Below are 19,345 nucleotides of genomic sequence, written 5' to 3'. Positions count from 1 at the left end.
GGCGCGGCACGGAGGGCGTCACTGCCGGGGTCCTTCCTCTAGGGGGCGCTCGGACGGGTCCAGGTGCGGCAGTCCGGCCAGGCAGTGGCCGCCGCCGTCCACGCGCAGCTGCGCGCCGGTCAGACCGGCCGCCGCGGGGCTGATGAGGTAGCAGACGAGCGCCGCGACCTCCGTGGGCTCGCTCATCCGGCCGGTGGGCACCAGCCGGTTGGTCGCGTCCAGGAACGCGGGGTTGGTGACGTCCGTCATCGGGGTGCGGACGAAGCCCGGGAGCACACTGTTGGCCCGCACGTTGTACCGGGCGGCCGAGGTGGCGAAGTGGCTGGTGAACTGGGCGGTGGCGGCCTTGCTGAGGCCGTAGCTCGCCAGGTTCGCCACCGGTGCGCTCACCGCGGCGAGCGAGGAGACGACGGCCACCGCGCCGCCCCTGCGGGTCGCCGTCCAGTGCTTGAGCAGCGCGTCGCAGGTACCGGCGTACGAAAGGGAGTTGAGGGCGAGGAGCCGTTGGCGGTTGTCGGAGTTGTCGCCGGCGCCGTCGAAGGAGACGGCGCCCGCGGCGTAGGCGAGGGCGTCGACGCCCCCGGTGCGTTCCCATGCCTCGTACACCAGGCCGCCCGCGCGCGCCGGATCGGACAGGTCGGCGGTCACCACCCAGGCCCTGCGGCCCAGTTCACGGACCTCGGCGGCGAGCTTCTCCAGTTCGGGGCGGCGGCGGGCGACGAGGACGACGTCGGCGCCGCGGGCCGCGCTCTCCCGCGCGATGCTCGCGCCGATGCCGCTGCTGGCACCCGTGACCATCACGACGCGCCCGGTGAGCCGGAACGGATCGGAGGCCTCCGTGTCGGCGGCGGCCGGGTCGCGGCGCGGCGGGCGCGCCGACGGCATGGGCACGATGCCCGCGTCGAGCCCGCCGTCCAGCGGCAGGGTCTCCCCCGCTACGCTGCCGAAGCCCCGTGACGCCAACAGGCGCAGCGCCGCCGTGAGTTCGGGCGGGGTGACGGGGCGGCGGGTGACCAGGTGCCGGAGCAGTTCGCCCTCGGCCTCGTCGGTGAGTTCGTGCCCGAGGAAGGGGGCGTAGCCGACGCGCACGGTGTTGGCGAGCACCCCCTGGGTGGCGCACCGCTTGGCCAGGTGCTGCCACCAGGCGTGGTCGGCCGCCCGCTCCGCCGCGCACTCGGGCTCCGCGTCGTCGTGGACGTGCGGGCCCGCGTCGGTGACCAGGACGGCGCGGCCGTCGCCCCGGCGGGCCATGGCCTCGAGGACGCGGGCCACGTGCGCGCGGCGCAGCGACGCCGAGGCGCGGCTGCCGAGCGCTTCGTTGCCGAGGGCCACGACGCAGTACACGTCGGGGGGTTCGGGTGTGTCCGCGCCGTTGACGGCGGTGACGTGGAAGCCGAGGCTCTCCCAGGCCTCCTTGACCGCGCGCGCGTGGGTCGCCCCGGGCGCGGACTCGAGGAGGACGTGGCGGCCGACGGGGGCGAGGGACTCCGTCTCAAGGCGCGACGTGGGGGCCGACTCGGCCGTCGTCCGCTGATCGGTCGCCGTCCGGTGTTCAGTCGTCGTCCGGTGTTCAGTCATCGGAGGCTCCCACGAGGATGGCGCTGGCGACGGATCCGATCGTGTAGTTGAGGCTGAGGGCCAGGTCCACGCGCGCGGTCCTGCCCTCCGACCCGGACACCGGGTCGAAGGTGCACACCTCGGCGGGCTTCTCGCAGTTGGCGGTCGGGGCGATGTGGCCGTGGCCCATCATCTGGAGCGTCGCGGCCACCCCGATCACGCCGAGCGGCGCCCCGCTGTGGCCGAACACGGCCTCCTGGACGGTGACGGGCAGCCTGGCCGTCCGCTCCCCGAAGATCGCGGGCATGATGTTGCCCTCCATGAGGTTGAAGGCCCGGTCGCCGGTCGCGGCGCCGTTGACGTAGTCGATCTCGTCGGGCGTGGCCAGTCCCGCCATGCAGGAGCGCGCGGCGCGCACCGCCCCGGCGCCGCCGGTGTCGAGGGCCAGGTTCGGCTGGGCGTTGCGGGTGGTGGTCTGGCCGAGGATCCGGCCGTAGCTGCGCGCTCCCCGGCGCCGGGCGTGCTCGCGGCTCTCCAGGATCAGCGTGGCGGCGCCGTTGCCGTAGTTGAGTCCGGCGGCCCGCTCGTCGTAGGGGCGCATGGGTTCGTCGATGAGGGTGGCGGTCTGCGGCTCGGTCCCAAGGACCGACCGGGCCTCCAGTTCGGCGTACTGGCGCAGGCGGCTCTCGCGCCAGTAGTCGGCGCCGGTGACGACGGCGATGTCCGTCTCGCCGGCCGCGATCATCCGGGCGGCGTTGCCGATCAGTACGGCGGACGAGGCGCATCCGCACGACAGCGTGTAGCTGGGTCCGGTGGCGCCGACGAGGCCCGCCTGGGTCGTCTCCACGTCCGACATCACCGCGTTGAGGACGTTGCGGAACAGCACGGAGCGGGCCTCGCGCGGGCTGATGTGCCGGGTGTCGGCGAGCAGCACCGGCAGGTACGTGTCGACGATGGCGTCGGCCGTGGCGTTGCGTCCCGCGAGCACCGCGGCCTCGCGGAGCGCGCCCGTGCGCCAGTCGAGGGTGGCGTCCTCGCACGCCTCCAGGAGGGCGAGCAGCCCGTACAGATGGATGTCGGAGTACTTCGCGACGAAGCGCGGCGGGATCTCCGGCAGCCGGGCGACGACGGACTCCGGGTCGAGGGGCACGCTGCCGAAGTACGTGCCGTCGTCCTGTGCGAGGAACGAGTCGCCGTGCGCGACGGCCGTCCAGAACTGCTCCGGTGTCGCCGTCGGCGCCCCGCGCCCCGGCAGACAGAAGCCCATGCCGGTGACGAGTGCGTCCCGGGGGCTCTTGGTCGTGGTCACCGCTCGGAACCCTTCGCTCGATTCGCCAAGTTCGCCCAGCTCGCTCGGTGCGCTCAGATCCGGTAGAGGAGGCTGCCCCAGCACCAGACCCCGCCGCCGATGGACGGGGAGAGGACCAGGTCGCCGGGTTTCACGACGCCGCGCTCGCGCAGCTCCGAGACCGTGGTGGGGATGGAGGCGCTGGAGACGTTGCCGCGGAAGGAGAGGTTGGTCAGGACGCGGGCCGGGTCCGCGCCCAGGTTGTGCTGGATGCCCTTGGCCAGCGGCTCGGTCCCGGAGTGCGGGATGAGCCAGTCGATGTCCCCGATGGTCAGCTTGTTGCGGCCGAGGATCTCCTCGACGGTGTCGGCGATGTGCGCGAGGGCGACGTCGTTGAGGTCCGGGTGGCTCTTGACCCAGCCCTTCTCGCCGCCCGCCGCGGACATGTTGGCGAGGCTGCCGTCGGTGTGGAACACGGAGTCGATCAGGCCCGGCGCGGCGCCGGGGGTCGCCTCCAGGACGCAGGCGCCGGCGCCGTCGGAGACGAGCATCGAGCCCTTGGAGCCGGGACGCACCCGCCGGGTGACGCGCTCGGTGGTCGCCACCAGCGCCTTGCGGTAGCCGGTCGGGGAGGTCAGGAACGAGGCCGCGGTATGCACCGCCTGGATGAACCCGGCGCAGGAGCCGCACACTTCGAAGGCCATGGAGCCCTTCATGCCGAGCTCCGCCGCGGTCAGCGCGCCCACCTCGTGGACGTAGTTGCGGTCCGTCCAGTGGCTGACGACCACCACGTCGATGTCGTCGGCTTCGACCCCGGCCTGTTCGAGGGCCTGCCGGGAGGCCGCCGCGGCCATGAAGACGGGGGTCTCCTCGTCACCGGCCCGATAGCGGGTGCGGACGCCGACTCCGCCGATGACGCGGTCCTCCACGACGCTCGTCGTGGCGTCCTCCACGCCCTCGTTGTGTATTTCCTCGGAGCCGAAATAGTGGCCGAATCCGGTGAAACGTATTCCGGCGTCTTCCCAAATGCCGTGCTGGCCTGTCGTCATGGACGGAAAACTAGTGGCGTCGGCATTCGAGGGCATCTGGCCTCCAGTACTCGATGATTCAATCCGCGGGTACTCGACGTACCCCACTCATAGGCGCACTCCGCCCGGTCCTGCGTTTTTCGTCACGGCACCCAGCCGGGCGGCCCGCCGCCGTCGACCCGAATCACGGAACCGGTGACATAGGGGTTTTCCGCGGCGAAGCACACCGCGTCCGCGATCTCCTCCTCCGCACCCCAACGGCCCAGCGGCACAAAGCGCTTCAGCCCGTCCATGTAGTGGGCGTGCCGCGGGAAGGCGGTGCTCTTCTCGCGCAGCGCCTCGCCGTCCATGACGCCCGGCGCGACGGCCGCCACCCGGATCCCGTAGGGGCCGAGTTCATAGGACCAGGTGCGGGTCAGCGCCTCCACGCCCGCCTTCGCGGCGGTGTACGCGGACTGTCCGTAGGCTCCGGCCGCGAGGCCGGAGGAGACGTTGACGATGGCGCCCGCCACCTGGTGCCGCACCATGCTGGCGGCGGCCTCGCGCCCGACGAGGAACACCCCCGTCAGACACAGCCGCAGCGTCTTCTCCCAGTCGTCGAGCGGGTGCGTGAGCAGCTCGGCGGCGCTCTCGTCCCGCGGCTTGCGCAGCAGCAGCCGGGAGAGGTTGCGGCCCGCGTTGTTCACGCACAGATGCAGCGGCTGGTCCGCCGTCAGCTCGGCGAAGACCTCCCGGACGGACGCCTCCGACGTGACGTCGGCGCGCACCGCCCGCAGGTCGAGACCCTCGGCCTCGGCCATGGCTCGTACCTTCTCTAGGCGGCCCTGGTCGAGGCCGATGACCGTGGTGCGCCACCCGCGCTCCGCCAGCATCCGGCCGACGGCCAGGCCCAGGCCCCGGGTGCCCCCGGTCACCAGCGCGTTCCTGGAATCGGACAAGACCGTTCACCTCTCGCTCTCGGATTCACCCGCGGACTTCTCTGGTACGCCGGTTCACTGGTACCGGAAAACCATGGCGCCCCAGCTCAGACCGCGCCCGATACTGACGCCGAGGAGCAGTTCGCCGGGTTTCACCGTGCCGTCGCGCACATATTCGGAGAGCGCGCTCGGCATGCCCACGCTGGAGGTGTTGCCACGCCGCGGCAGGTTCAGGAGCATGCGTTCGCGGGGAATCCCGAGGCGGTCCGCCATCGGGTGCAGGAGATTGGTGTTGGCCTGATGGGGAATGCACCAGGAAATCTGTTCCGGCGCCAGGCCGTTGCGCTTGAGTACGGTCTGCCCGGCGTCGACGAGCATGTCCGGCGTGACCTCGGAGAGCACTCCCCCGCGCATCACCATCTTGTCGTTCTCGTCGATGTCGAAGGCGTCGTAGTAGCGGCCGTCGGCGCGCAGGACCACGTCGATCATCCCGCTGCGGGTGGGCAGTCCGTCGGCGCCGCCGCCCACGGACTCGCCGCGCCGCCAGACCGCCGCCGCGGCGCCCGCGCCGAACAGCGCGGAGTTCTTGAAGCCGAAGTTCAGGATGGCGCGCGGGCTCTCGGCGCACACCACGAGCGCGGTCCTCGCGCCCGTCGTCGCGAGGAGACCGCGGGCCACCACGCTCGCGTAGAGGAACCCGGCGCAGGCCACCGCGGTCACGTCGAAGCAGAACGCGTCCCGCGCCCCCAGCTGCCGTTGCACCGGCAGGGAGATGTCCATGTAGTTGTTGCCGATGGAGGACGGGTTGGCGCGCGGCCGCGCGGTCGCGCTGGTGCCGACGATCACGTCCACGTCGGAGATGTCGAGGCCCGCGTCGTCGAGGGCCGCCCGCGCCGCCTTGACGCCCATCTCGGCGAACCGCTCCCCGGGTCCGGCCCAGTGGCGGGTGCGGACGCCCGTGTGCTTGCGGATCCAGGCGTCGTCCACGTCGAGGTCCGGCAGTCCGGCGAAGTGGTCGTTGGTGACCGGCTCGCCGGGGAAGTAGTGGCCGACTCCGCTGAGCACGACCGGCGGACCGCCGTTGTCGAGCGGTGACTGGGTTTCGGACATGGGGGAGGTCCTTTCCTCGTCTTCCCGTCGTGTGCGCGCTGTCTCGTCGTCGCGTCTGTCTCGTCGTCGCGCCGTGTCGTGCCGACGTCGCGTCATGCCGTCGCGATGTCGTCGCGCCCTGCCGTCGCGTCGTCGCCTTTGTGCCGCTGGTGCGGCCCGTGCCCGTACCCGTGCCTCAGAGCTGGTACAGGAGCGCTCCCGAGAACCAGCCCGCGCCGGCCGCGGGCGACAGGATCACGTCGCCCTTGCGCAGTTCGCCGGACTCGGTGAACTCCGACAGCGCGCTCGGGATCGTCGCGCTGGTCGTCTGGCCGCGGGTGCGCAGGTTCGTCAGGACCATCGCGGGGTCGGCGCCGACGCGCCGTATCAGCTCCTCGCTGATCCGGGTCGACCCCGGATGCGGCACCACCCAGTCCACGTCCGCCATCGTCATGCCGGCGCGCCGCAGCACCAGGTCCGTGGCCTCGCCCGCGGTCGCCGCCGCCACCTGCGCGATGGAGGGCAGGCTGACCGTCCAGCCCTCGCTGCCCCGGGCCTTGGAGACGCCCGCGTGCTCGCCGTAGCTGAGCACGACGGAGTCCCGCAGCCGGGAGTCGTCCGGCGGCCCCGCCTCCAGGACCGCCGCGCCCGCCCCGTCCCCGCCGACGTAACTGCCGCGCCGTCCGGGCTTGAGCCGCCGCGAGAACTGGTCGGAGCAGACCACGAGGGCGCGCCGCCACTGGTGGCTGGTCAGCATCGCCGCGGCCGTCTGCACGGAGTGCACGAAGCCGACACAGGCCGCGCACACGTCGAAGGCCAGGGCCCGCCCAGCGCCGAGCCGCATCGCGATCCGGGGCGCGTCCTCCGGCGCGTACCGGCGCTGCGACCAGGAGGAGAAGACCACCAGGTCGAGGTCGGCGGCTTCGAGACCGGCGTTGCGCAAGGCGTGCCGTCCGGCCTCCACCGCCATGAACGGCACCGTCTCCGTGTCGTCGGACAGGTGCCGCCGCTCCACGCCGAGGTCGGGGCCGAGGACCGCGGCCTCCATCTCGGGCGCCTCCGGCAGGTCCGCCGGGATCTCCTCGCAGTGCCGCGGGAAGTAGTGCCCGAAGCCCCGGAAGGACAGGCCCTTGCCCATCCAGATTCCACCGCTCACACCGTGCTCCTCACCTGTAGAAACCCTGCGGGTCGAGACTGCGCAGCCAGGCGATCTCCGCCTCGGTGACCTCCGGTTCCGCGGTGCAGCCCGCGCTGCTCACGGGCCAGCGGGTCAGCGTCGCCACGGCGTCCTCGGGCCGGGTGGGTCCGTCGCCGCCGGGCGGCAGCCAGGTGGCGAGCCGGAAGGGGCCGGGGGTGTCCGTGCCCGCCGCGCCCGCCGCGTCCTCCGTGCGCCGGAACCGCCCGAAGTGGCTGACCACTTCGCGCACCCGGGCGCCGGGGCTCGTCACATAGGCGACGCGCTCGACGAACTTGCGCGGCGAGGCCGTGGAGAGGACCAGGCAGTCGGTGCTCGTGGCGATGTCGTTGGCGCCGCCGGAGCCGGTCAGCCACCGGCCGTCGGCCAGCAGGCTGGTGTTGACGTTGCCGTCCGCGTCGACCTCACCGGCGGCGAGGACGCCGAGGCAGCGCGGGTTCGCCGACACCATGCCGCCGAGGATCTCCGGGATGCCGCCGAGTTGCTGGGAGCGCGTGGCGTGCAGCTGGCTGAACAGGAAGACGTCGCCGGGCTCGGGATCCGTGGCGTAGAAGCCGAGTTCGGCGCAGATCGGTACCCGGATGCCGCGCTCGCGCAGCAGCGCGGCGGCCAGCCAGGCGGCCAGGTGGGACACGCCGATGCCGGCGAGCAGGGTGTCGTAGGCGCCGCTGGTGACCCGTTCGACGATGGCGCGCGCCCCGAGGACGATGGTCCGCTCCGCGCGCGTCACCGGCTCGGCGGTCGCGGGGAGCGGTGGCGCAGTCGCAGGCTCGCGCGGAGTCAACGGCTTGACGGCGAGGGTCAGTTCGGCGCGCCGTTTTGCACCGAGCTTGCGCACGTACTGGGCGTGCCCGGCGGGTTCCTCGACCCACTCGCGGTACCACTCCTTGGCCCCGTCCTCGGTGGCGAGGCGCTCGACCAGATCGGTGAGGAAGGCGTAGTCGTCGCGGTAGCCCACCACGTCGCCGCTCGCGTCGCCGGTGGCGAGGCCGCGCAGCGACTGCGGGTGCGCGCCGTACGGCGCCTCGCACAGGGCGAGCACGCGCTGCCCGGGGATGACGACCCGCTCCGGGTGCGCGTCGACGAAGTCCTCCGGCACGATGCGCTCCACCGTGGCGATCACGCCCTGTTCGGCGGCGTACGCGGCCCAGGGGCCCTCGCCCGCGGGCGGCACGAGCACGATGTTGCCGCGCCGGTCCGCGCAGGCGCCGTGCACGAGCGTGAGGTCCGGACGCAGCCGCTCGACCAGGGCGAAAGGACGCTCCCCGGCTGCCGGGTCGGCCACCCGCAGGAACTTCGGCCCCTCCCCCGCCGCCTCCGGCCGCGCACCGGGGGCGTCGGCGGTGAGTCCGCGCTCCAGGTCGCTGCCGACGAGCGAGGACGTCACGGCGTACGGCAGCCCGGTGGCCCCGGCCATCAGCCGCTGCGTGAAGCTGAGCAGGGACCACAGCTCGCAGCTGAAGGGGGTGCCGTGGACCAGGTCGCGGTAGAGCGGGTTGGGGCGCGGCGTGGGGTAGGTGTCGCCGAGGAAGCACGTGATCAGGTGCTTGACGGCGCCCGACATGGTCAGCGCGTGCATCGCCGTGTGCGTCGCCGAGGTGCTGACGGTGAACTCGCCCCGGCCCGCGAACTGTCGCGCGAGGGCGTAGACCATGGCGTTGGGCCGGGCCATGGTCATCGCCAGGTGCAGATGCATGCCCGGCGTCACGTACCGGGACACCAGGGAGTCGACGTCGGGGACGACGACGGGGCGGGACGCCGTGCCGCTGTGCGTGCTCATGGTCTCCTTCAGGGTTTGGGTCCGCGGGAGCGGCGCACCGGTCACGCGGCGCCCAGGGCCAGCACCGAGGTCTGGCTGCCGATGGCGAAGGCCAGGGACACCGCGAGGTCGGTGCGGGTCGGCCGGGGGCCCTCCGCGACGTGGTCGTGGTCGCACTCCGGATCGGGTACGGCGCCCGCGTAGTTGGCGGTCGAGCACAGGCACTGGTGGTGCAGGGCCAGGGAGGTGGCCGCCGCGTTCACCATCGAGGCCGCGCCCAGGAGGTGGCCGTAGACGGGCTTGACGGAGCTGAGGGGCGGAAAGGCGGACCGCGGCCTGCCCTCGTAGAGCGCGCCGAGCATCCGGCTCTCCGCCACGTCGTTCTTCGGCGTGGCGGTGCCGTGCGCGCAGAACCAGTCGACGTCCCGCGGGGTCCGGCCCGCGTCGTGCAGCGCCTCGGTGACGGCCGCGGCCGTGACCTGCCCGCTCATGTCCATGCCGAAGGGGTGGGTGGCCTCGTTCAGGGCCCGGTGGGACAGGAAGCGGGCGTAGCCCGTGGCACCGCGCGCCCGGGCGTGGCTCTCCCGCTCCAGGCACAGGGCGACGGCGCCCTCGCCGAAGGCGAAGCCCTCGCGGTCGCGGGTGTAGGGGCGGATGGCACGCCGGGGGTCTTGCGCCTCGGTCGACAGGACGCGGTCGCCCATCGCGCGGAAGGACTGGAAGACCAGGGGCGTCAGGGGGAACTCGTAGCCCACGACGACCACGGCGTCGGCGATGCCCGCGCGGATCAGGTCGGCGGCGAAGGCGATGGCGTGGTGCCCGCCCACGCAGGCGCTGCTCAGCGTGGTGACGAACCCGCGCACGTCGCCGTAGATGGCGGACAGGGTGGCCGGGGCGCCGGGCATGCCGCGCAGCATGGCGCCGCTGTCGCCGAAGTGGTCGGTGGCGGCCGCCTCCTGGGCGCCCTCGCCGTCGTCGGCCGTCAGTGCCTCGCTGACCCACTCCAGGGGTCCGCGGGAGGACGAGGCGATGAGGGACAGGCGGCGCGGGTCGATGTCGTCGGACCCGAGCCCCGCGTCGCGGCGGGCCTCCTCGACGGCGGACATGGTCACCAGCGCGTCCCGGGTGTACCGGGCGGCGAACTTCTCGTTCAGCTCCGGCAGGAACTTCCGGTGGTCGAAGTCCCGCAGTTCTCCGGCCGCGCCGACCCCGGCCCGGTCCGGATCGACGCGGGTCAGACGGCCGATCCGGGAATTGCCGTCGCGCACGTCCTGCCAGAATTCATTGACGTGGGTCGCGCCGGGGAGCATGACGCCGATACCGGTGACGAGTACCGAGCCCCGGCGGTCTTTCCGTCCAGCGGTTCCAGCCAGTTCAGCCATGCGGGAAAGCTATCCGGCGACTTCCCGTGCGGCATCGGTCCGCCGGTACCCGCCAGAATTCACCTCCGGTACTTGAAGTACCAATTATTGATTTAGGTACCACCGATACCTGCCGCGGGAAGAAACCGGGTACCTGCGGCCGGTTACGCCCCGGCCGGTCAGCGCCCTAACGTCGGCAGCCGTCACCGGCACAGCACGGTGCACCAGCATGCGCCCACTGCGTGCGGGCGACCTGTCGACAGCGGCACGCAACACAGGGAGTCTCATGGCGGACCAGCAGCAGGATTCCGGTCGCGACACATTGATCACGGGCATGGGATTCGCCCTGCCCGGCCCTGGCGGACTGTGCGCGACTTCCGCGGAATTCCTGGAAATCGTCTCCACAGGCGCCTGTCACGTGGAAAACAACGGTGTCTTCTTCGGTCAAGTGCGCACCGATGTCGCGGATGTGAAGGAGCGATATCCCGAACTTCCCGTCAAGGCACTGAAACTCTATTCCCCGGTGCAGTTGCTCGGCCTCGTCTCCATGGCGGAGGCCTGCGGCGACGCCGGGCTCGACTGGCGTGCGGGCGCGCTGTCCGAGGCGGCGATCCTCGCCGCCCGCGACGGCGGTGACTGCTGGTCGGCCCAGTACGCCGACATCCTCAACACCGACCGCGCCAAGGCCACCAAGGACGAGATCAACGAGCTCGGCACCCGGCTCGCCCTCACCGGCATCCCCATGGACGTGGCCAACGTCCAGGTGTCCGTCGTGGCCGGGACCGGCCCCAACTTCACCGTCTCCAACGGGTGTACGTCATCGGCGGTGCTGCTCGGCATGGCGCAGCGGATGATCGCGAGCGGCGAGGTGGACGTCGCGGTGGTCACCGGCGCCGACGTGTTCGGCCTCGACTTCCTGCGGCACTACGCCGACCTGCTCGACCGCTACGCCGAGCTGAGCGCCGAGGAGGGCGTCACCGTCGACGCCATGGAGGACGCGGCCCTGGCGATGGGCGCGCAGATGCGCCCGTACGACAAGAACTCGCCGGGCTCCAACATGGGCAACGGCTCCATCACGATCGTCGTGGAGAGCCGCGCGCACGCCGAGCGGCGCGGCGCGACGCCCTATGCCCGGATGCTGGCGCAGCGCACCCGGCGCAGCCCGCAGCACAGCGCCTTCGCCATCGACCGGGCCGGGGTCGGCATGGTCCAGGCCGCGCGGGACGCCATGGCAGGCCTGGTCGAACCGGACCAGATCGATTACGTCAACGGCGGTGCCGAGGGCGACCGCGTCTTCCACGAGACGGAGTCGAACATCGTGCACAGCCTCTTCGGGGACCGTGCGACGCGCATGCCCGTGACCGTGCAGGAGGCCTGCTTCGGACACAACGGCGGGCCGCTCGGCGGCCTCGGCGTGGCGGCCACGTCGCTGATGATCCAGCGCGACGCGGTGTTCCCGACGGCGGGCTGCGTCGACCCGGACGACGCCTGCCTCTTCGACCCGGTACCGGGCACCACCGCCCGCCCGCAGCGCGTCGAGCACGCGCTGTCCTTCAACTACACCGTCGGCATGGTCAGCAGCGCGATTCTGCTGGGGAAGGCGTGAAGGCCAAGGAGATGGACAAGCACCGCACACGCGCGGCCGTCCTGACGGGCGTCGCCGGCTATGTGCCGCCCGGCACGGTCACCAACGCCGAGTTGGAGGCCCGGCTCGACACCACCGACGAATGGATCCGCAGCCGCACCGGCATCGCCGAGCGGCACACCGTCCCCCCGGGCACCGCCACCCGTGAGCTGGCCGTCGAAGCAGGCCAGTTGGCCCTCAAGTCGGCGGGCCGCGACAGCGTGGACGCCGTCGTCCTCGCGACGGCGACCCCGGACCGTCTCTGCCCGGCCACCGCCCCCGAGGTCGCGTCGGCGCTCGGGCTCGGCCCCATCGCCGCGCACGACGTCGCCGCCGTGTGCGCCGGGTTCCTGTACGCCCTGTCGGCCGGGGTCGGGGCGATCGCCGCGGGCTTCGCCGAGCACGTCCTCGTCATCGGCGCCGAGACGTTCTCCGCCATCGTCGACCCGGAGGACCGGAACACGGCCGTCATCTTCGGCGATGCCGCCGGTGCCGTCGTGCTGCGCGCCGGGGATCCGGACGAGCCGGGCGCCATCGGCCCGATCCGGCTCGGCAGCGACGGTACGTACAGCGACCTGATCCAGATCCCCGCGGGCGGCGCCCGGCAGCGCTCCACCGGCACCGTGCCCGAAGCGAGCGACCACCACCTGCAGATGCAGGGCCGCAAGGTCTACCGGCACGCCAAGGAGCGCATGGCCCAGTCCGCGCTCGACGTCCTGGAGCGCTCCGGCTGGGCCGTCGAGGACGTGGACCGGCTCGCGACCCATCAGGCCAACGCGCGCATCAGCGAGGCCGTCGCCGACGAGCTGGGCGTCCCGCTCGACCGGGTCCTGTCCAACATCGAGCACGTCGGCAACACCGCGGCCGCGTCCCTGCCGCTGCTGCTCGCCGACTCCGCGACCCAGGGCAAGCTGCGCCCGCACGACCGGGTGCTGCTCGCGGCGTTCGGCGGTGGACTCGCCTGGGGCGCGGCATCGCTGACCTGGCCGGACGTGACGGCCTTCGCGGCGCACGCCTATCGCGGCTGAGGTTCTCCCGGCGCGGGCCCCGCGCCGACCCCACCGACACTGCGCTCCCGGGAGGAAACGGTGTACGAAACGGTCAAGTCCCTGCTCACCAAGGAATTCGACATCTCCGAGGATCAGATCGCCCCTGAGTCCACGCTGGAGGACCTGGGCCTGGACTCGCTGGCCTCGGTCGAGTTCGCCCTCGCCCTGGAGAAGGGCCTCGGCGTGGAGATCACGGACGACGAGGTGGTGGAGCTGGAGCGGCTCGACAAGATCCTCGAACTCGTCGAGCGCCGCAAGCGCGCGTCCTGACGCGGTCGCGCGCCGGCCCGTGGAGAGAGCCGCGCGCACGGGCGTGAACACCAGCGCCGGACAGCCGGGGCCCGTGACGGGCCCCGGCTGTCTCGACGTGCGCTCCGCGCACCGTCCCCGCGCACGTCCCGCGCGTGGCACCCGCCCGGTCCACGGGCGGGTGCCACGCGCGGGCGGCGTACGGTTGCGACGCGCGGAGCGCCTGCGGTCAGGACCGGTCCACGGACTCGGTCCTGTTCTCCACGGACTCCCCCGGTGCCTGCTTCACCAGGTCCACGCTTCCCTCAGGGCCGCCGTCGGCACCCTCGGCCGCCGGGGTGAGCCGCCCCGCCGACCGCGGGATGAACAGGAACACGGCGATCGCCACCAGGACCAGAAGGATGCCGGTGCACAGCGACGTGAACCCGAACGCGTCCGCGAACGCGTCGTCGGCCTGCCGCTTCAACTCGTCCCCCGCGGAGCCCGGCAGCGCTCCGGCGACCCCGACGGCGTCGGCGATGCCCTCCCGCGCCGCGTCCATGGACTTCTCGTCCACGCCCGGGACGGAGGTGTCCATCTCCCTGCGGAACAAGGCGGACGCCACGCTGCCCATGATCGCCACGCTGAGCCCGTTGCCGAGTTCGTAGGAGGTCTCCTCGATACCCGCGGCGCCGCCCGCGGTGTCCGCCTCGGCCGTCGACATGATGGCGTCCGACGCGGCCGTCATGGCGCAGCCCGCCCCGGCGCCGATGCCCGCGAGGGCGATGGCGAAAACCCAGTACTCGGTGTCGGGCTCGACGTTCATCAGGACGAAGAACGCCCCGCCGATCAGCCCCATCCCGATCGTCATCGCGTACCGCGTGCCGTACCTCGGCACGATGATCGACATGATCGGGGCCCCGATCATGGTGGCGAGCAACAGCGGCAGCAGCCGCAGGCCCGACTCCATCGGCGAGGCGCCGCCGATGAACTGCCAGTGCTGCGTGAGCAGAAGCATCAGCCCGCCCATGCCGAACATGGCGAGGACCACGCTCACGACCGCCACGGAGAACGCGCGGTTGCGGAACAGCGCCGGGTCGAAGAGCGGGTCGGGCACCCGAAGGACCCGCAGCACCAGGGCGGTGAGCAGCGCGAGGCCCAGGACGCCCGTGATGATCGTCTGAGCCTCCAGGCCCTCCGCGCCGCCGTGCTGGATGGCGTACACCAGGGAGATCAGGCCGGTGACGGAGAGCACCGCGCCGGCGGTGTCCCAGCGCGGCGGGTTGGGGTGCCGGGACTCCGGCACCAGGGTCACCGCGGCGAACAGCGCGAAGACCATGATCGGGACATTGATCAGGAAGACCGAGCCCCACCAGAAGTGCTCGATCATGACCCCGCCGACCACGGGTCCGACCGCGGCGCCGGCCGCGGACATGGTGGCCCACACGGCGAGCGCCACCGTGCGCTCTTTGCGATCTGTGAAGACATTGCGAATGATCGACAGCGTCGACGGCATGATGATCGCGGCGCCGATGCCGAGCATCGCGCGGGCCGCGATCAGCATCTCGGGCCCGTTCGCCCAGGCCGCGGTGGCCGAGGCGGCGCCGAAGACGACGAAGCCCAGGCACAGGAACCGCTTGCGGCCGAGGCGGTCGCCGAGGGTGCCGCAGCTGATCAGCAGCCCGGCCACGATCAGCGAGTAGACGTCGACGATCCACAGCAACTGCACCGACGACGGCTTGAGTTCGGTGCTGAGCGTGGGCAGAGCCACGTTCAGCACGGTCAGGTCAAGGGCGACGACCAGCAGGCTCAGCGAGAGGACCCCGAGCACCGCCCACCGGTTCTTCGCCCCGGGGACTTCGCCGCCCCCTCCCTTGCCCCCGCCTCGCCTGTCGTCCACCACGCCATCCATGGCCGGCCTCCTTCGGGATTCCGTCAACTGTGTTCCCGTACGGCATACCGTCTATCGTACGGCGTACGAGTCTGCGTTAGCATAGAGACGTGACTGAAACTTCTGGACGAGACACGACACCGAACGGCCCACCTGGCTCGATCTGGCTGCGCGAGCTGAAACAGCGGCCGGCCAAACAGCCGCTGAGCCGGGAGCAGATCGTGCGGGCGGCGGTGCGACTCCTGGACGAAGGGGGCGTGCGCAACCTCCGCATGCGGCAGCTCGCCGACTCACTGAACTCGGCCCCGATGTCGCTCTACTGGCATGTGCCGACCAAGGACGACCTGCTGGAACTGGCCATCGACGCCGTCTTTCCCGACCCGCCCACGCCGTCCGGCTCGGGGAACTGGCGCGCCGACATCCAGACCTGCGCGACGGACCTGTTCGACGTGCTCCTCGAGCACTCCTGGATGATCGAGCTGATGGGCGGTCATCCCCCGGTGGGACCCCGGGCCCTGGCCCACACCAGCGCCATCATCGAGATCCTGGAGCAGGCCCGTTTCTCGCCCCGCCAGCTGGACTCGGCGCTCTCCGCGATCTACTACTACACCGTGGGCGCGGCCCTCTCCGAGGCGTCCTGGCAGGCCATGGCCCGGCAGAGCGCCGAGAGCGAGGAGGAGTGGGCGAGCCGCCTCGGGCCGTACCTCAGCACGGCCACGCAGGACCATCCGGAATCCCTCGCCGACTACGTCAAGCGCAGTGCCTCCAGCAGCACGGGCCAGCGCTTCCGTGACGGCCTGGAGTGCATGGTGTCGGGAATGGACCAAATGCGGTCGATGAACTCATGACCCGCACGAACACGCCGTCCGACCGCCCCGTCCAGGTGGCGTTAAGGAACCGTAAATCGCCGCCTCATTGCCCGGTACGTCTGACACGCTCCCGGGATGTCAGTAGCTGCTGACCCTTACCCAGGGTGCCGGCAGTCAGCGACACGCGCCGTATACGGAACCCCAAAGGGGAAGTCCCATGAGTGATGTGGTCGTGCGTGCCCAGCTTCGAGAGCCGTACGAGGACGAACAGCGCATCCCCGACATCATCATGGCCTGCCCGCACGAGGCCCCCGAGCCGCCCGGCGGCGCCGACCAGGTCGGGGAGTTCACCCGCACCCTGGAGTGGGCGTTGCTGCTGCTGCGCACCCTGGAGCGGGACGGCCGCGACCGCGTCCCCGAGGACGACCTGAACCGTCTGCACTCCCTCGTCCGCGCCCTGGACCAGCGGCTCATCCCGGCCCTCGAGGGCGTCAGGGACGCCGCAGTCCGTCGCTACCGCGAACTCGGCGGTTCCTACGGCGGCCTGGCCAAGGCGATGGGCGTGCCGCGCTCGACGGCACAGACCAGATCGATGGCCCTCCTCGGCCGCGAACCGTCAGCCCACGAGCGCTGGGCCTCCGGCCAGTAACACCGCACCCGCCCACCGCCGGACCCACCACCTGACGGACAGCCAGTCCCCACGCACAGCCCCGGAGCGGCCCCACGCCCGGGGCTGCGTGCTGTCCGACGCAGGCCACGGCCTCGGGGCCTGCGTCGGCGAGCCGGGGACACCGCGTGCGTCGCTGATCCCCCCGTCCCATAACCTCATGCGTGCGGACGTCGGATGCGACGTGTGTCCACGCTGAGGAGGCGACGGTGCTCGGAAGGGTCACGCGGTTGCTCGCGGGCGCCATGACGCTGGCCTGTCTGGTGCTCATCGGCCCCAGCACCCCGAGCGGTGCCCACTTCGCCAGGACACCGCCGGTCGAGCCGGTCAAGGACGTCGTACCGAACCGGGTCATGACGTGGAACATCTGCAACCCCTGCGGCGACGAGAACAACGTCGGCCGGGCGGCGGAGATCGCCACGTACGCGCCCCAGGTCATCGGGATGCAGGAAGCGTGTGTGCGGGACGTCGAGAGGATCCGGGACTATCTGGAGCACCTGCACGGGCTGGTGTACCACGTCGAGTACGGGTCGGTGCTGCGGAACCGGAGCCGGTGCGGCGGCTGGCCGTGGAGTCCCGGGGGCTTCGGCCAGGCGATCCTCTCGGCGGCGCCGATGAAGGACCACGTGAACGTGGAGTACCCCGACGGCGGGTCCGAGGACCGCGGGTACATGGCCGTCACCACGACGGTGGGCGGCCGGTCCGTCCGGGTCTTCAACACCCACCTCGCCCAGCGACGCCAGGAGGAGTTCCGGGCGGACCAGGTCGACGTGCTCGCCCCAGCCGTCGCCCGGCACGACCGCGCGATCGTCCTCGGCGACTTCAACGCCGTGCCGGAGGCGGCCGAGCTCGCCCGGATGTGGTCGGTGGCCACCGACGCGGACCCGCAGTGCCGTCCCTCGCCCACCGGGTCCGGTACGTGCGAGCCGACCACCGACTGGCAGCTCAAGTTCGACTACGTCTTCCTGCGCAACATCGCCCCGCTCGAACAGGGCGTGCATCCCAGTGCGTACTCGGACCACCACCCGGTGCACGCCGACGTGGATCTCAAGTAGACGCGGAAGTAGACACGGAGCGGGTTCTCGCATTGCCGCCCTCCGCCAACTCCCCAGTCGACGCGAGACTCCGTATCGTTCGCCTGTGCACATGATCTGACCGACCCGAGGCGAGTCTGGGAGGACGCATGCGGGGGGACGGCATCATCACTGGGCGGGGAGGGCAGCCCCGGTTAGGGGCGGTGCTGCGACAACGGCGGGAAAGTCGGGGTATGTCGCTGCGGCAGATGGCTCGGCTCCTGCACTACAGCCCCGGCTGGATCAGCCGCGTGGAGAACGGGCGGGCCATCCCCACCGACGAGTTGGCCCGCGCCTGCGACCAACTGCTCGCGCTCGACGGCGAGCTGATCGCGCTCGCCCGGGCCGAGAGGGGCGGCACCGCCGAACTGCTCAGGCCCGCGCAGCTGCCACCAGGAGCGTCCGCCTTCGTGGGCCGTCAGGCTCTCCTCCGGGAGCTGGACGCCCTCCTCGCGGATGCAAATCGGAGGGAGAGCGTGCTGACGATCGCCCTCGACGGACCGGCGGGCGTGGGCAAGAGCACGGTGGCGCTCCGGTGGGCGTACGAGATCGCCGACCGGTTTCCCGGGGGCGTGCTGTTCACCGACCTTCAGGGCAACTCCCCCGAAGCACGGCCGCTCGACGCGGCCGACGTACTCGAACAGTTCCTGACCGCCTTCGGCCTTCCCGCCACCGCCATCCCGGCGGACGAGGCCGAGCGTGCCGCGGTCTTCCGCAGCGTCGCGGTGCGGCGCCCCATCCTCGTGGTCCTGGACAACGCCGCCGGCTCCCGGCACGTCGAACCGCTGCTCGTCGGCGCGCGCGGCTGCGTCGCCCTCGTCACCAGCAGACGCCGGCTGACCGGGCTCGCGGTCAAGGCGGGCGCGCACCGGCTCTCGGTGCGGCCGATGGACCAGGCGGAGTCCGCCGACCTGCTGAGCGCCGTCGCCGGTCCGGAGCGGGTCGAGGCGGAACCGACGGCGACGGCGGTCCTAGCGCGGCGCTGCGCGCACCTGCCGCTGGCCCTGCGCATCGCCGCCGAGCGCCTCGCCACGTTCCCGCACCGCTCCATCGCCGACGCCGTCGCCGAACTCGCCGACCGGCGGCACCGGTTGAACGTCCTGACCGACATCGACGACCCGCACCTCGCGGTGCGCGCCGCCCTGTCCTGCTCGTACCGGGCCCTGGACGTCGAGGCCGCCCGGACGTTCCGTTTCCTCGGCCTGTTCCCCGGAGCAACGATCAGCGCCGCCGCCGCGGCCGCCCTCGTCGACCGGCCCCTCGGGCACACCCGGCGCCTCCTGGAGGTCCTTGTCGCCGTGCACCTCCTGGAGGAGACCGGCCCCGACCGCTACCGCCGCCACGACCTGCTGCGCGACTACGCCGCCGAGCGCGCCGCCGAGGAGGAGCCGGTGACCGCCTGCCAGGAGGCCGTGCTGCGGCTCATCGGCTGGTACGCGCGCACGGCGCGGGACTGGGCGCCGCCACACGAGCCGGGCAGTGCGCGGGTCGACCCCCACGAGGCCGGTGCGGGGCGCGCATGAGCGTGCCCGGCCCATGAAGGGTGCCCAGCCCCGGCCCCTTCCATCGCCGCCCCCTGTTGCGCAACGGAGAAACACTGTCGGGCGCCGGACCCGCTGACCACAGTGGGACCGCGTCGTTCCGGGCAGCTCCGGGCCTACCGCGCGTGACCTGCGCGGCGTACCGCCGAGCCCGACTCAGCACCACACGTCGGAGCACCACCGCGCCCGGGCACCGCACGGCACGGCATCACCACGACAGAGCTTCCTGACCGAGCTTGGGGTGCGAAGAACCTGCCTATGAACGCCAA

The 19,345-nt window shown here is 72.1% G+C and carries 16 protein-coding genes; 7 read left to right on the top strand and 9 right to left on the bottom strand.

Annotation, left to right across the window (positions count from 1 at the left end):
- Positions 1–18: 18 nt before the first annotated feature.
- The 8 genes from ACZ6BG_RS18230 to ACZ6BG_RS18195 all read right to left on the bottom strand — a co-directional run bounded on the left by ACZ6BG_RS18230 (position 19) and on the right by ACZ6BG_RS18195 (position 10,215).
- The gene (locus ACZ6BG_RS18230; protein WP_469002264.1) at positions 19–1,578 is read right to left on the bottom strand and encodes an SDR family NAD(P)-dependent oxidoreductase; all 1,560 of its coding nucleotides are present in this window, start codon (positions 1,576–1,578) and stop codon (positions 19–21) included.
- On the bottom strand, positions 1,571–2,866 hold the full coding sequence (locus tag ACZ6BG_RS18225) for a beta-ketoacyl synthase N-terminal-like domain-containing protein (RefSeq protein WP_469002262.1): 1,296 nt from the start codon (positions 2,864–2,866) through the stop codon (positions 1,571–1,573). The genes ACZ6BG_RS18230 and ACZ6BG_RS18225 overlap by 8 nt, the downstream gene beginning before the upstream one ends.
- Positions 2,867–2,919: 53 nt before the next feature.
- On the bottom strand, positions 2,920–3,894 hold the full coding sequence (locus ACZ6BG_RS18220; RefSeq protein ID WP_469002260.1) for a ketoacyl-ACP synthase III: 975 nt from the start codon (positions 3,892–3,894) through the stop codon (positions 2,920–2,922).
- Between the two features lie 122 nt (positions 3,895–4,016).
- Positions 4,017–4,811 (bottom strand): SDR family NAD(P)-dependent oxidoreductase, encoded by a 795-nt coding sequence (locus ACZ6BG_RS18215; RefSeq protein WP_469002258.1) that lies wholly within the window; start codon positions 4,809–4,811, stop codon positions 4,017–4,019.
- A 54-nt stretch (positions 4,812–4,865) separates the two neighbouring features.
- A complete protein-coding gene (locus tag ACZ6BG_RS18210) occupies positions 4,866–5,900 on the bottom strand; it encodes a 3-oxoacyl-ACP synthase III family protein (RefSeq protein WP_469002256.1) in 1,035 nt (344 codons plus the stop codon).
- 175 nt (positions 5,901–6,075) lie between these two features.
- Positions 6,076–7,035, bottom strand: coding sequence for a ketoacyl-ACP synthase III (locus ACZ6BG_RS18205; RefSeq protein WP_469002254.1), 960 nt, complete (start codon positions 7,033–7,035; stop codon positions 6,076–6,078).
- Positions 7,036–7,045: 10 nt separating this feature from the next.
- Positions 7,046–8,854 (bottom strand): CoA-transferase, encoded by a 1,809-nt coding sequence (locus ACZ6BG_RS18200; protein WP_469002252.1) that lies wholly within the window; start codon positions 8,852–8,854, stop codon positions 7,046–7,048.
- Between the two features lie 41 nt (positions 8,855–8,895).
- Positions 8,896–10,215: a beta-ketoacyl-[acyl-carrier-protein] synthase family protein gene (locus ACZ6BG_RS18195; RefSeq protein ID WP_469002250.1), complete on the bottom strand. Its 1,320-nt coding sequence runs from the start codon at positions 10,213–10,215 to the stop codon at positions 8,896–8,898.
- 397 nt (positions 10,216–10,612) lie between these two features.
- Here ACZ6BG_RS18195 and ACZ6BG_RS18190 point away from each other — a divergent pair, with 397 nt between their 5' ends.
- From ACZ6BG_RS18190 to ACZ6BG_RS18180, 3 genes are read left to right on the top strand one after another with little or no spacing between them, the layout of a single operon-like run.
- The gene (locus ACZ6BG_RS18190; protein ID WP_469002248.1) at positions 10,613–11,800 is read left to right on the top strand and encodes a beta-ketoacyl synthase N-terminal-like domain-containing protein; all 1,188 of its coding nucleotides are present in this window, start codon (positions 10,613–10,615) and stop codon (positions 11,798–11,800) included.
- Between the two features lie 11 nt (positions 11,801–11,811).
- The gene (locus ACZ6BG_RS18185) at positions 11,812–12,846 is read left to right on the top strand and encodes a beta-ketoacyl-ACP synthase III (protein WP_469002991.1); all 1,035 of its coding nucleotides are present in this window, start codon (positions 11,812–11,814) and stop codon (positions 12,844–12,846) included.
- A 60-nt stretch (positions 12,847–12,906) separates the two neighbouring features.
- A complete protein-coding gene (locus tag ACZ6BG_RS18180; RefSeq protein WP_190118824.1) occupies positions 12,907–13,137 on the top strand; it encodes an acyl carrier protein in 231 nt (76 codons plus the stop codon).
- Between the two features lie 208 nt (positions 13,138–13,345).
- Here the strand turns inward: ACZ6BG_RS18180 and ACZ6BG_RS18175 are convergent, their stop codons facing one another.
- Positions 13,346–15,007 (bottom strand): MFS transporter, encoded by a 1,662-nt coding sequence (locus ACZ6BG_RS18175; RefSeq protein ID WP_469002245.1) that lies wholly within the window; start codon positions 15,005–15,007, stop codon positions 13,346–13,348.
- Between the two features lie 89 nt (positions 15,008–15,096).
- Between ACZ6BG_RS18175 and ACZ6BG_RS18170 the strand changes: the two genes are divergently transcribed.
- The 4 genes from ACZ6BG_RS18170 to ACZ6BG_RS18155 all read left to right on the top strand — a co-directional run bounded on the left by ACZ6BG_RS18170 (position 15,097) and on the right by ACZ6BG_RS18155 (position 19,058).
- Positions 15,097–15,834, top strand: coding sequence for a TetR/AcrR family transcriptional regulator (locus ACZ6BG_RS18170; RefSeq protein ID WP_469002243.1), 738 nt, complete (start codon positions 15,097–15,099; stop codon positions 15,832–15,834).
- A gap of 178 nt (positions 15,835–16,012) precedes the next feature.
- Positions 16,013–16,444: a hypothetical protein gene (locus ACZ6BG_RS18165; RefSeq protein WP_469002241.1), complete on the top strand. Its 432-nt coding sequence runs from the start codon at positions 16,013–16,015 to the stop codon at positions 16,442–16,444.
- Positions 16,445–16,626: 182 nt separating this feature from the next.
- On the top strand, positions 16,627–17,517 hold the full coding sequence (locus tag ACZ6BG_RS18160) for an endonuclease/exonuclease/phosphatase family protein (RefSeq protein ID WP_469002239.1): 891 nt from the start codon (positions 16,627–16,629) through the stop codon (positions 17,515–17,517).
- Between the two features lie 128 nt (positions 17,518–17,645).
- Positions 17,646–19,058, top strand: a complete 1,413-nt coding sequence (locus ACZ6BG_RS18155; protein WP_469002236.1) for a helix-turn-helix domain-containing protein — start codon at positions 17,646–17,648, stop codon at positions 19,056–19,058.
- Positions 19,059–19,345 lie beyond the last annotated feature (287 nt).

Source organism: Streptomyces sp. NPDC041205 (assembly GCF_055591765.1).
This window is presented reverse-complemented; position numbering and strand designations above follow the sequence as displayed.